This window comes from Oceanobacter antarcticus (assembly GCF_044962685.1).
Classification (GTDB): domain Bacteria; phylum Pseudomonadota; class Gammaproteobacteria; order Pseudomonadales; family Oceanobacteraceae; genus Oceanobacter; species Oceanobacter antarcticus.
In genome coordinates, this window is the sequence record NZ_JBBKTX010000028.1 from 20,893 (window position 1) to 34,093 (window position 13,201).

The window sequence follows — 13,201 nt, forward strand, 5'->3', positions numbered from 1 at the left end:
TAGTCCCCCTAATCGTCAGCTGGTGCTACCTCGCACAGCAATGGATGCTGGCAATCTCTAGCATATTGATTCACCAACTCAGCTTTAGTTTCAGCAACATCCCGAGTGTAGATGGCACATACTGCACTGCCCCTGGTATGAACTGTCAACATAATCTGTGTGGCCTGCTCTGGACTTCTGTTAAAAAACCGTTGCAGCACGTCGACCACAAATTCCATGGGCGTGTAATCGTCGTTCATCATGATCACACTGTACATAGGGGGTTTCTTGAGGGCAGGTTTGGCATTTTCAACTGCCACCCCGCCTTCGCGATCGTCCCCAGGCTGATTGCTCATGTTTAATTCTAGTTGAGTTTCGGAAGTAAGGTACATAGCACTGATGATCTTGAAATTTGATTTCATGATACCCGTGCAAGCGAGGATGCTCTAGCGGCTTGACGCCTGACACCGCTATCAGTACTGTATTGGCCACGTCGTAATGATTGCTGCACCAACATGCGGGCAAAAAACAAGGAGGTATTGCGATGAAAACCGGAACGGTCAAATGGTTCAACAATGCAAAAGGTTATGGATTTATCCTTGCTGACGACAGCAAAGAAGATCTGTTCGCCCACCACTCCACCATCGTTATGGATGGTTACCGCACTCTCAAGGCCGGCCAGGCCGTACAGTTCGACACCAAACCAAGCGATAAAGGCACCCACGCCATCAACATCCGCGCCCTCGATGACACCCCTAATGACATACCGCTATCTGCAGATGACAATAGTCCGCCTGTATCTGCCTGAACTGGCCCACAGACACCAAGACAGAGACCTAAGCGAGCAAAGCGGACTATCACTGATTTGTTACATTTAGCGAATTATGCATTCCATGCCCAGCCTAAAAATGCGCTGACTTCCAATCAGCAGACATAAAAAAACCGCCTTTCGGCGGTTTTTTTATGTCTGAGCCATTACTTGGCCAAGCCATCCACAATGCTATTCAGCGTCAGACTGGGGCGCATAACAGCCTCAGCCAAGGCTTTATTCATTTTGTAGTAACCGCCAATATCAACTGGCTTGCCTTGAACAGCAGCCAACTCAGCAACGATTTTATCTTCACTTTCCGACAGTGCCGCGTAAACAGGCGTAAAGATCGCTTTCAATTCAGTATCTTCATCCTGAGTTGCCAGCGCCTCGGCCCAATACATCGCCAGATAGAAGTGGCTGCCACGGTTATCCAGACCACCTACTTTACGAGCAGGCGACTTGTTTTCAACCAGGAACTTGCCTGTCGCGGCATCCAGCGCCTTGGCCAATACATTGGCTTTTGGCAAGCTGGCGAACTCGGCCAGGTGCTCCAGAGACGCAGCCAGCGCCATAAATTCGCCCAGCGAGTCCCAGCGCAGATAGTTTTCGTTGAGCAGCTGTTCAACGTGCTTTGGTGCAGAGCCACCAGCACCCGTTTCAAACAAGCCACCACCGCTCATCAGCGGCACAATCGACAGCATTTTGGCCGAGGTACCGAGTTCCAGAATCGGGAACAAATCCGTCAGGTAATCACGCAGAACGTTACCGGTGACAGAAACGGTGTTTTCACCCTTCTTCATGCGCGCCAGCGAGAAACGAGTCGCATCGGTAGGCTTCATGATACGAATATCCAGACCGTCAGTATCATACTGTGGCAGATAGGCGTTCACTTTCTTGATCAGCTCAGCATCGTGGGCACGATCAGCATCCAGCCAGAAGATTGTCGGCCAGCCGGTTGCGCGCGCGCGACTAACAGCCAGCTTCACCCAATCCTGGATAGGAGCGTCCTTGGCCTGACACATCCGCCAGATATCGCCAGATTCAACGCTGTGTTCCATCAGAACCGCACCAGAGGCATCAACAACGCGCACAGTGCCAGCGGCAGGAATTTCAAACGTCTTGTCGTGTGAACCGTATTCTTCGGCCTTTTGAGCCATCAGACCGACGTTCGGCACAGTACCCATGGTACGTGGATCGAACGCGCCATTTTCGCGACAAAAGTCGATGGCTTCCTGATAAACACCGGCATAACAACGGTCAGGAATCATTGCCAGAGAATCGTGCAACTTGCCGTCGGCACCCCACATCTGACCGGAAGAACGAATCATCGCTGGCATGGATGCATCCACGATCACATCGTTTGGTACATGCAGGTTAGTGATACCCTTGTCGGAGTTCACCATGGCAAGGTCAGCGCGAGATTGGTACACCGCAGCGATATCAGCTTCGATAGCTTCCCGTTCGGCATCTGGCAGAGACTTGATCTTGGCGTAAACATCGCCCAGACCATTCTTCACATCCACACCCAGCTTTTCGAAAGTGTCGGCGTACTTGGCAAACACATCCTTGTAATAAACAGACACCGCGTGCCCAAACATGATCGGGTCAGACACCTTCATCATGGTGGCTTTCAAGTGCAGTGACAGCAATACGCCCTTATCTTTGGCTTCGATCGCAGCGGCTTCGTAGAATTCGCGCAGCTTGGCAACATCCATACGAGAGGAATCGATTACTTCACCAGCCAGTAACGACAGCTTTTCTTTCAGAACCGTGGTTTCACCCGCCTCGTCCACCAATTCAATACGAACGTCGGTCACTGCAGGAATAGTTACAGACAACTCACTGCCATAGAAATCACCGTCTTGCATATAAGCAACACTGGACTTCGAGTCTTTGCTCCACTCACCCATGGAGTGCGGATTGGCGCGAGCATAAGCTTTGACAGATTCTGGCGCACGACGGTCAGAGTTACCTTCACGCAGCACCGGGTTTACTGCACTGCCTTTGATGCGATCGTAACGAACACGAATGTCTTTTTCTTCATCCGTCTGCGGATTAGCCGGATAGGAAGGCAGCTTGTAACCTTTCGCCTGCAGTTCCTTAACCGTAGCTTCCAGCTGAGGAATCGACGCACTGATGTTTGGCAACTTGATGATATTGGCATCTGGCTGCTTCGCCAGCTCGCCCAGGTAAGCCAGCTCATCCGGCTGACGTTGTGCTTCAGTCAGATATTCCGGGAACTGGGAAATGATGCGGCCAGCAAGAGAGATGTCGCGGGTTTCAACTGTAATGCCAGTCTGCCCGGCAAAAGCCTTAACAATTGGGAGTAAGGAATAGGTCGCGAGTGCCGGGGCCTCATCGGTGTCGGTGTAGATAATGGTAGGATTATTGATAGACATTCTTACTCCTGTTGTATTGTGCTGAAATTGCTATAGCGCTCGGATTCCCTTACAACCACTTTTGGCAGTTATACTTTGGCAGGAACCCGCAGACAAAGATGAAAACGAACGCGGGGATTACCCGAATTCGCCGGAATATCGCCCACTCCGACGATATTCCAATCGTGAAACGGCGCATAATTTGTAGTTTTTCTACAGAAATTGCAAGCTAGACTATCAGTTAGGTAGTTTTCCTACAGAACAATGAGCGCATATGGCCCTGCTTATTCTTGTCAACAAACCTTTTAACGTCTTGTCACAGTTTACCGATACTGAGGGACGAAAAACCCTCGCTACTTTAGTCGACATCCCAAAGGTCTACCCCGCAGGCAGACTGGATTATGACTCCGAAGGCCTGCTACTGCTCACGGATGATGGTCAATTACAGGCCAGAATTGCCAATCCGGCACAAAAAATGGAAAAAACCTACTGGGTACAGGTAGAAGGAATCCCCGACGAAAACAAACTGGAACAACTGCGCCAGGGTATTCTTCTGAAAGACGGGCCAACCCGCCCTGCCTACGCCGAGCAGATTGCAGAACCCCGACTCTGGCCCCGTAACCCGCCTATTCGCCAACGTGCCAACGATGTCACCAGTTGGCTGGAAATACGCATCACCGAAGGCCGCAATCGTCAGGTACGCCGCATGACCGCCCACATAGGCCATCCAACCTTGCGGCTGGTTCGGGCTGCCATAGGCCCCTGGGCACTCGGCACGTTGCCGCCAGGCCAATACCGCAGCGAAACGGTTCATATGCCAGCAACACCGGCACGGCCTGCTCGCGGCAACAGCAACAAGCACAACCGAGCGCACAAACCAGCAAGGAGCAAGCTGAGCAACGCCCACGCACCCAAAGCCAAACGCAAGCCCTGAAACGGAGCAGCGACACCCTGATCACACCACAAAAGCTCAGCAGGTTTTGGGGTTGCCGTCACAATCGTTTATCATTTGCCCTCGCTAACGCCAGGAGCCACCATGCCGAGTCGCTGGACACCCCACGCCACCGTTGCCACCGTTGTTGAGCAGGATCAACGTTTTCTGATGATTGAAGAGATTTGCGCTGGCGAAACGGTGATTAACCAGCCTGCCGGGCATATCGAACAGGGCGAGACCATTATCAATGCCGCCATTCGGGAAACGCTCGAAGAAAGCGGTTGGCAAGTCACCCCCACCGCCCTGATTGGCCTTTACACCTACACAGCTCCCACCAACGGCGTGACTTACCACCGTTACTGCTTCAGCGCCAGCGCCGACCAGTACCTGCCAGACAGCCCCTTGGATGACGGCATCCTTGGCCCCCGCTGGATGACCATTGAAGAACTGCGTAATTGCCCCAATCTTCGTAGCAGCATGGTTCTATCCTGCGTCGAAGATTACCTCGCTGGCAAACTATTTCCGTTAAACGCAATCGTTGAGCACCCGTAAGATGTCAAACCAGAACACCAAAGTCATTGTTGGCATGTCCGGCGGTGTTGACTCATCCGTTTCTGCCTGGCTGCTACTGCAACAAGGCTATCAGGTCGAAGGCCTGTTTATGAAAAACTGGGATGAAGATGACGGCACCGAATACTGCACCGCCAAAGACGACCTGGCTGATGCCCAGCAGGTATGTGATGCCCTGGGGATTCATTTGCATCAGGCCAACTTTGCCGCCGAATACTGGGACAACGTCTTCGAATACTTTCTCGCTGAGTACAAGGCTGGGCGCACCCCCAACCCGGATATTCTCTGTAACCGCGAAATCAAGTTCAAAGCCTTTCTCGAATACGCCAAGGTACTGGGTGCCGAGCTGATCGCTACCGGTCACTACGTGCGTCGACGCGACACGGCTACCGGTCAAACCGAATTGCTCAAGGGGCTTGATCCGAATAAGGATCAAAGCTACTTCCTGCATGCCGTTGGCGGCACCGAGATAGCCCAGACACTCTTTCCGGTTGGCGAACTGGAAAAACCCGAAGTACGTAAAATTGCCGAAGCCAACGGGCTGGTTACCGCGAACAAGAAAGACTCTACCGGTATCTGCTTTATTGGCGAACGACGCTTTCGCGACTTTCTCAAACAATACCTCCCGGCTCAACCCGGACGCATAGAAACGCCCACAGGAGAGGAAATTGGCGAGCACCAGGGGTTGATGTACCACACCCTGGGGCAGCGCCAGGGATTGGGCATTGGCGGGCTTGCCAACCATCCGGATCAGCCCTGGTTTGTGGCAGGCAAGGATCTCGAACGTAATGTACTGATTGCCGTACAAGGCAAAAATCACCCATTACTGTTTACCGACACCCTCACCACCGGCGCTATTTTCTGGGTCAACCAGGAGCCGGAAAACCTGCCACTACGCTGTACCGCCAAGGTGCGTTATCGCCAGGATGACCAGGCTTGTGTGATTGAACGCCAGGACAACCATGGCCAGATCGGCTACCGGGTCGTATTCGACAGCCCACAACGCGCCATCACTCCGGGTCAATCAGTGGTGTTTTATCTTAATGAAACCTGCCTCGGTGGTGGCGTCATCGAAACCACACAAAACAACAGGAAGCCAACATGACCGATCGTCGCCAGCAAGCCATCGCCATTGCCGCCGTCGTTCAGGCGGCCACCCTGGTGGAGCAACTGGCTCGCACCGGAGACATACCGCTCACCGATGCAACCCCCTTGTTGTCCAGCTTGTTTGAGCAAAACCCGGAGTCGTTTGATGCTATCTACGGCGACCCCGGTCACAGCCTGAACCTGGGTATCAACACCCTGTTGACCCTGGCTTCCGGCAAGGGCGGCGGCCTCAGCCCGGACATCACCCGCTATACCGTGGCCATCCTGCACCTTGAAAGCAAATTACGCCGCAATCAAAACATGATTACTGCCCTTGGTAATGGCATTCAGCAAGCTTCCCGCCAAGTGGAGCACTTTTCCATCAGCCACGAAAACACCATTGCTGCTCTGGCCGAACTCTACAAACAGACATTGAGCAACCTCAGCTTTCGCATTCACGTTACCGGCAACCCGACTCACCTGCAAAACGAACACACCGCCAACCGGGTGCGTGCATTACTGCTGTCCGGCATCCGCGCCGCCATTCTCTGGCGTCAGGTTGGCGGACGCCGTTGGCATCTGCTATTACGTCGCAAGCAATACCTCAACGCATTGGAACAGTTAGCGCGGCCAGAGGGTGACAACCAATGACCGCACTGAATCGCCGTTTCAGTACTGCGCCGATGATGGATTGGAGTGATTCTCATTGCCGTTTTTTTTGGCGGCAGCTATCCCGCCAGGCGCTGCTGTACACCGAAATGGTGACAACCGGTGCCCTGATTCATGGCAATCGTGAGCGCTTTTTGCAATACCACGACATTGAACACCCGATTGCCCTGCAGCTGGGCGGCAGCAACCCGGATGAGCTGGCCCAATGTGCCCGTTTCGCCCAGGATTGGGGTTACGACGAGGTCAACCTGAATGTCGGCTGCCCCAGCGACCGGGTACAAAACAACATGATTGGCGCCTGCCTGATGGGTCACCCACCGTTGGTCGCCGACTGCGTCAAAGCCATGCGTGACAGCTGTGATATTCCCGTTACCGTCAAGCATCGCATCGGTATTGATGATCAGGACAGCTACGAACATATGCGCGACTTCGTGGCCACCGTCGCCGAAGCAGGCTGTGAGGTATTTATTGTTCACGCCCGCAAAGCCATCCTGCAGGGACTCTCTCCAAAAGAAAACCGCGAAGTGCCACCGTTGAAGTACGACTACGTCTACCGGCTGAAACAGGAACTCCCGCAGCTGGAAATTCTCCTTAACGGCGGTCTGAAAACCCACGAAGAATCATTACAATGCTTGCAACACCTTGATGGCGTAATGATCGGCCGGGAGGCCTACCAGAACCCCGGCATTCTACTGGATGTCGATGCGCTCTATTTCGAAAGTGCAGCTGCAGCCCCAAAGCCCCCGGTATCAAAAGCCGATGTGATTCGCCGCCTGTACCCCTACATTGAAGAGCAGTTGGGTAAAGGGGCAACGTTGCACCATATCAGCCGCCATACACTGGGCCTGTTTAATGCTCAGAAAGGCGCACGACTGTATCGCCGCCATCTCAGTGAAAACGCTCACAAGAAAGGTGCCGGGCCGGAAGTCATGGAACAGGCGTTGGCGTTTGTCGAATAGCGTTAAGGACAACCAATGACGAATACAGCTCAGCTTCTGTCATTGGTTGCAAATAAACACTCAACCTTTTGATTTATAAGGACTTACCTAACCAATCCGTTCAAGGTTTGGCGGTCAGCGTGGATTGATACGACCGGGCGCCATCCAGTGTCTTGACGTTTTTGACGTGGGTGAATCCCATCCCCGCCAGGGTTTCAGCAGCAATATCGGCACGCCGACCAGAGCGGCAATACAGCACCACTTCGTCATCCTTCGCCAGATTCAACTTGCCAATTTCTGCGGCTATTTGCTGAAAAGGAATATGTGCAGCGCTTTCAAGATGATCTTGCTGAAATTCCTCATCGGTACGTACATCCACAAACACGGTATCCGCCATCGTCAACGACGCTGTCAGCAGCAGCGGTACAATCAATAATTTTTTCATTGTATTTCCTGCACAAAGTAAGACATATCAATAATTCAAGCATAACTATAAAGGCATAAATAACACAGCCTAAATAGTATTCAACCGTACTTTTTCTTTTACCACAGCGATAGTCTTTAGCACTGCATCTACTGGGCCATGCTTAGGGGACGTTCTCAATTATTTGACACGGGGCCTGTCAGGGGGCTCGGTTTAATCATCGAGAACGCCCCCCTAAACATCTGTCCCCAACAACTGGTGAAACAGCAAGTTCCAGGGTGTTTCGGGTTATATCCCGGCAATGGGCAATAACTCGCAACCAAACCTTAATCATATAATACTCAGCTATGGTAAACTAAAAGGCAGGTCTGAAAACTGCGGCGCTTTATATGATGGCGTCTTAGAATCTGACCACCTCTTTATCATTTTTAACGCAGCAATCTCTACGCACACAGGCTTCAACAGCCCGCCATGACAGCGGTTTATTGTTGAACCAGGCCCATCCAGACTGAACAGGAATCATCATGCCCAAACCCAATTTTCGACTTCAGGCGCATCGTGCTCTTCGAACACCCAGCCTGCCAGCCCCACGCTTTGGCCCTCGCAAGCCCGTCACCAAATTAGTTGCTACAGTACCAGCCAGCCCGGCAGCGACAGATCTGACCGCTATAAAAACCAGCAAGATCTCCGACACTCAGCATTAATCAGGGTGTTAAAGCCCTTTCAGGCAAGCGCCAAAACAAACCAACTCCGCAACAACCCAACCCGTAACAACCCAACCCGTAACAACCCAACCCGCAACAACCCGAGATCGGATTGACACTGCGCCACGAGCAATCGTGGCGGAACCGACGGGTACGTCAAGCCAGATTCAATCTGAGAATCCGGCCATAAAATCCAGCCCCGCCTGGTGACGAATGGTCTTGCGATGATTAGCCCACAATTCTTTCACCCGCTGCTGATGACACTGCTGACGGTCCACCAACACTCGGGTCTGTAGCTGCCCCGCCCTTTGTCCCGCCATTAACGGAATCTTGCTGAATACAAACTGATTCGAAATCATGTCCATAAATGGGCCGGATTTACTGGTTGGCATAATAAACAGCAGCTGCAAGCCGAGACTTTCGGTGAGGTAGTTGATTACCTCCTTGGAGCGGGTCTCGTCCATTTTCGAAAAAGCCTCGTCCACCAGCACCATACGTAAATGCGTGTCACCGTCGTTAAAACGGAAGGCCGAAGTGATCGCCGCTGAGCGGATAATATAAGCGGGCGTTTCGAGCTGACCACCAGAGCCGGTACCGTACTGACTCAGGGCGATAGGTTCCTTGTTGGCAGGCTGTTTGTAAATTTCATAGCTGCGATAATTGCGGTAGTCCGAGATCCTTTCCAGCTCCCGCATCGCGTGCTGTTCGTCGTCGTCCAGCAGCATGGCCATCAACTGATCACGCACCCGTAACGCCGATTTCGGCAAGTCTGCATCAAACAGCGTCGCCCCCTCTCCCAGGGTTGGATTTTTGATCACTTCTTCAAAAAACTGCCAGTATGCCTTGTATTCCGGCACCCACTCCCAGTCAAACCAGTAACATTCCTGGTCGGCACCAAAACGATGGTGTGCCAACTCCTTGTTCAGGTCTTCCAGTACCCGTTTGCCATCGTTAATGGACTGATAGATTGAATGACAAAGATTGCTGACAAATGCATTATTGAAACTTTCCCGCAAGGTCGATAATTGCTGCTGCTTCGCCACCAGAATATTGTTTTTGAGGCGATTATGAATACGATCAATCTCCCGCAATAACTCACACAACGACTTGAAGAAGCCATCGCTGTGTTCCTGGCGATAATCCGGGTTATAAACAATGGCATCAAGGGTCTGGCAGTTAAGGTTGTGCTCGGCAATTTGACGTTCAACGTCATAGGCGGATCCGTTCAGTTGCTGCAACAACTCCCGCGCCTGCGCTTCAATACCATCGACCAATACCCTGCCAGCGTCACTGTCAGCCTGTTCCAGCACCTGCTCTACGTCCATCTCCGGCCACAAGGCGCTGACCCGACGCAATGCGACTTCGGCACGCTCCGCCTGGTCACTGGTGACCTCCTGGCGGGCACTGAGACTCTTGCACGTCGCTTCACTGTCTTTCAGCTGCTGGGTCAAACGCCCCAGAGAGCCATCAAGATCACGGATACGAACATCCTGTGCTTCGGCCTTTTGCTGCAGCTGTTCAAACTCCGTCTCTACATCAGCAAAATCGGTCAGATCAACCCGCTCCAGCAACTGCTCGGCTTGCTGGAGCTGATAGTGGGTATCAACCATCTCTTTCATCAGGTCGGCAAACGACACAGGGCGCAGCAGGTTGATGGCATCAAGTAGCTGTAGCGACTCTTGCCAACTGGCCTGAGCCTCATTGGCCTGATCAAGCAGCCCCGTCAGCTCCTGTTGCTTGGCCGCCAGCGCCCGATCTCTTGCCCCGACACCAAAGACCAGTTCAGCATCATCCAGATCACAGCGGTAAATCGAATAGGCACCGGAACCCAGCCCTTCACGCGTCACACCGCGACGGGTGCGCCGCAATGCCTCACTGTCGGGCACTTGCTCTACCATGCCATAGCTGGCTTGCAGATACGCTTTGGCGGTGGCGTGTTCAAACGTCATCAGCTGAATAATGGAATTGGACGGCAAGGTCAGCCGCTCGCAGTCCTTGCGCGCCTTTTCACCTTGCACCACACGGGCACGACTGCCGCCTGGAATACTGCGCACCAGCTGCGCCGCCTCGGCTTCAAACTCGCGCTCAACAATGATGGAGAAACGTGCACCACCGATATAACCCTCAATAGCGCTTTGCCATTGTGAGTCCGAAACCTCGACGTAATCGGCCAGCACCCTTGGATCCGCCTGCGGACATTCGCGCCGGATCAGCTCCAGTGCCTGACGGACGAAGCCGGGATAATTTAATTGACGAGTTTCCAGACTGTCGATATCGGCCTGCTTCTGGCTGATCCGATGCTGCAGCTGTTGCAGCTTCTGTTCACGACGGTCTGCCAACCGCGACACTTGATCGCGAATACTCTGGCCTGAACGTTCCAGCGACTCATCAAGAAAGCGCTGACGCCAGTCATTCACCAGCCGCTGCCGTTCACGGGCGCGATCCAGATGTTGCTCCAGCGGTGACAGATCGATCCAGTCCTTGCCCAGCAAGCGCTGTAAATCGATGCTACTGTCATCGTTCAGTGCCAGCACGGCCCTGGCCTGACCCATCAGGCTGCGCTCGGCCAGCGACGGAACATCCACGCTGATACTGCTGCGCTGCATGGCGCTATAAACCTGCCCGGTTGCCTTGAATCCGGTTTGTAATTGCTGATCCTGCTCCAGCAGTGGTAACGCTTGCTGCTGTAATGCACGACGGTGCATGGCAATGGCCTGCTCGGCAGCGTCCTTGTCTTGCAAGGCACAGATGCCCAAGCGGCGCGCCTCCATGGCAATCAGCTGTTCACGCAAGGCACGGCGGCGCTCCTGCGCCAGTTCACGCTCCTGCTCGGCCTCTTGCAGGCGTGAGCCTAACTGTTGCTGTTGCTGTTTGGCGCTGAGGTAATCCCGCTGATCGGCCAGAAACCGGCTTTTGACCGCGGTGTATGTTAATACCTGATGTTCCAGCCACTGATCGATATAACGACTCGCAGACACTCGTCCACGATTCAGCCGCTCAATCGTAGCGGCGAGGGATTTTGATTCTGCTTCCATGGCGTGAATGGTTTTCATCAAGTCCGACACGGATCGAATCGCATCGCCGAGATCACGGGCTTCCAGAATTTCGTTGGCAACAAAGCCATTGATGCTCTTGACCGGTTTATAAGCCATAAAGCGCGAGAATGTGCGCGCAGCATTGATAGCCTCGCGCTCGCCAACAGCATCAAAGCGGCCACGCAACGCCCCGTACAAACGCCGCAGATACTGTTTTTTTGTGTCGTATTGTTCGATGTTTAGCGTCGTGGCACTGTCCTTGCCACCGGTAAGGCGATTCCCCAGCCACTGTTTGAGACGGTTTAAGGGCACAACCAGCCGATTGCCATCGAGATCGTCTTGCAGAAAGTCAGACAGCGTCAGCTGCTCACCGGCAACGATGTAAAACTGGATGTCATTCTGACGCGCTATCGGTTGACTGCCCGCTTTGTCGAGGGATGCCGACACGCCAACTACTGCCGTAAAGGCTTCGCCCGGCTCATTGCCGGTCGGATGAAATACTGCTGCCAGATACCCCACCGCCCCATCAGGCCTGGCATAGCTGCCGTCATCACAGCCCAACACATAACTGGCCAAGGTGCGGACGTTTTTACCCCGGCCACGCTGGGTGGCTTCATCCTGACCGGGATTGTAGTTAAACAGCGTATCGTGGGCAGCAGTCATAATCGTCTGGATCGCATCCGCAGCCGTGGTTTTACCGGAACCGTTACCACCAGAGAGCAGGTTAATCGGGCCAAATTCAAATTCCGTCGCGGGAATATTGCCCCAATTCACATAGATAAATTTTTTCAGAAACATGGTTATTCCTCGCTGCCCTGCCGGCTGACCTTCGGCTGGCTGGCGTCATGTCGGGCCAGGTGGTCGCCAGGTGCTGTTTCAATCTCAGCAAACAGACTCGGGCCAGACCCTTGCTCTCTGTCGTCGGCTGTTGGTGTGTCTTGATTCGGGCAATTCGGGTTCTGGTCATCGACGGCAGCACCGGCAAGGTCTGGCGCAGGCTTCTCACTGTCCAGCACCTCGTCACCGACCACCACGCCACCTAACACCTCATCACCTAATAAGGCAGACAGTACCTCATCGGAGACATAGCTCATGATCATCGGCCGAATACGTAACCAGGTATCGCCATCCGACAACTGCTCATCGCTGTTCAAATGCACCAGCCGCAGTTGGCGCAAGCGCCGGAACAGCGCCTTACGCTCGGTGAGATTGTCTGGCAGAGCCCGCTTCAGCAGGTTTTTCATGGCGATACCCAACGCCTCCAGCGGCACCATAACGCAACCTTGCTCATCCACGGCACCTTCTCTCAAGGCCTTGTCATATTGGGCGCGCAGTACCAGTGTCAAGGCAACTTCATGCTGATTCAGCCGCACTCGAAAAGCCTGGCTGTGTTCAAAGCCAACATCCTCGGCCATACCCGGCACCACGGCACCAGGAGGAATCACCCGTAAAAAGCAGAAACGTCGGTCGTGCAATACCCGCATGCCAATCAACTGCAAGTAATCCTGCACCAGCTCATCAACACGTAAATACCGGTCGTATAGCTGTTGTTCAATCTGGCTTTCGTCTCGGCAAATCACGCCGTAATCCAGTAGCCGCATCAATACTTCAGAAAAGTCGCGCAGGCTGATACCGGCCTTTTCCAGCTGTTTTTCAATCAAAGTCAACATGCG

11 protein-coding genes are annotated in these 13,201 nt (G+C 53.4%); 6 read left to right on the plus strand and 5 right to left on the minus strand.

Annotated features, from left to right (window positions below; all coding sequences use genetic code 11):
• Nucleotides 1–8: 8 nt before the first annotated feature.
• Nucleotides 9–335 (minus strand): ATP-dependent Clp protease adapter ClpS, encoded by a 327-nt coding sequence (gene clpS / locus WG929_RS18185; protein WP_369857914.1) that lies wholly within the window; start codon nucleotides 333–335, stop codon nucleotides 9–11.
• Between the two features lie 188 nt (nucleotides 336–523).
• Here clpS and WG929_RS18190 point away from each other — a divergent pair, with 188 nt between their 5' ends.
• A complete protein-coding gene (locus WG929_RS18190; protein ID WP_369857913.1) occupies nucleotides 524–787 on the plus strand; it encodes a cold shock domain-containing protein in 264 nt (87 codons plus the stop codon).
• A gap of 167 nt (nucleotides 788–954) precedes the next feature.
• On the opposite strand, the gene WG929_RS18195 is transcribed toward WG929_RS18190, so the two are convergent.
• Nucleotides 955–3,189 carry an NADP-dependent isocitrate dehydrogenase gene (locus WG929_RS18195; RefSeq protein ID WP_416207212.1) on the minus strand — a complete coding sequence of 745 codons (2,235 nt, stop codon included), beginning with the start codon at nucleotides 3,187–3,189 and terminating at the stop codon, nucleotides 955–957.
• Between the two features lie 253 nt (nucleotides 3,190–3,442).
• On the opposite strand from WG929_RS18195, the gene WG929_RS18200 reads away from it, so the two are divergent.
• The 5 genes from WG929_RS18200 to dusA all read left to right on the plus strand — a co-directional run bounded on the left by WG929_RS18200 (nucleotide 3,443) and on the right by dusA (nucleotide 7,386).
• A complete protein-coding gene (locus tag WG929_RS18200) occupies nucleotides 3,443–4,102 on the plus strand; it encodes a pseudouridine synthase (RefSeq protein ID WP_369857911.1) in 660 nt (219 codons plus the stop codon).
• Nucleotides 4,103–4,204: 102 nt separating this feature from the next.
• Nucleotides 4,205–4,654 (plus strand): NUDIX hydrolase, encoded by a 450-nt coding sequence (locus tag WG929_RS18205; RefSeq protein ID WP_369857910.1) that lies wholly within the window; start codon nucleotides 4,205–4,207, stop codon nucleotides 4,652–4,654.
• A gap of 1 nt (nucleotide 4,655) precedes the next feature.
• Nucleotides 4,656–5,777 (plus strand): tRNA 2-thiouridine(34) synthase MnmA, encoded by a 1,122-nt coding sequence (gene mnmA / locus WG929_RS18210; protein ID WP_416207213.1) that lies wholly within the window; start codon nucleotides 4,656–4,658, stop codon nucleotides 5,775–5,777.
• Nucleotides 5,774–6,409 carry a high frequency lysogenization protein HflD gene (gene hflD, locus WG929_RS18215; RefSeq protein ID WP_369857908.1) on the plus strand — a complete coding sequence of 212 codons (636 nt, stop codon included), beginning with the start codon at nucleotides 5,774–5,776 and terminating at the stop codon, nucleotides 6,407–6,409. The genes mnmA and hflD overlap by 4 nt, the downstream gene beginning before the upstream one ends.
• Nucleotides 6,406–7,386, plus strand: coding sequence for a tRNA dihydrouridine(20/20a) synthase DusA (gene dusA, locus WG929_RS18220; protein WP_416207214.1), 981 nt, complete (start codon nucleotides 6,406–6,408; stop codon nucleotides 7,384–7,386). Before hflD ends, dusA begins: the two co-directional genes overlap by 4 nt.
• Before the next feature lie 100 nt (nucleotides 7,387–7,486).
• Here the strand turns inward: dusA and WG929_RS18225 are convergent, their stop codons facing one another.
• The 3 genes from WG929_RS18225 to WG929_RS18235 form a co-directional block, all read right to left on the minus strand.
• Nucleotides 7,487–7,810, minus strand: coding sequence for a rhodanese-like domain-containing protein (locus tag WG929_RS18225; protein WP_369857906.1), 324 nt, complete (start codon nucleotides 7,808–7,810; stop codon nucleotides 7,487–7,489).
• An 850-nt stretch (nucleotides 7,811–8,660) separates the two neighbouring features.
• Entirely contained in the window at nucleotides 8,661–12,326 is a 3,666-nt protein-coding gene (locus WG929_RS18230; protein ID WP_416207215.1) for an ATP-binding protein, read from the minus strand.
• 2 nt (nucleotides 12,327–12,328) lie between these two features.
• On the minus strand, nucleotides 12,329–13,198 hold the full coding sequence (locus tag WG929_RS18235; RefSeq protein WP_416207216.1) for a DUF4194 domain-containing protein: 870 nt from the start codon (nucleotides 13,196–13,198) through the stop codon (nucleotides 12,329–12,331).
• Nucleotides 13,199–13,201 lie beyond the last annotated feature (3 nt).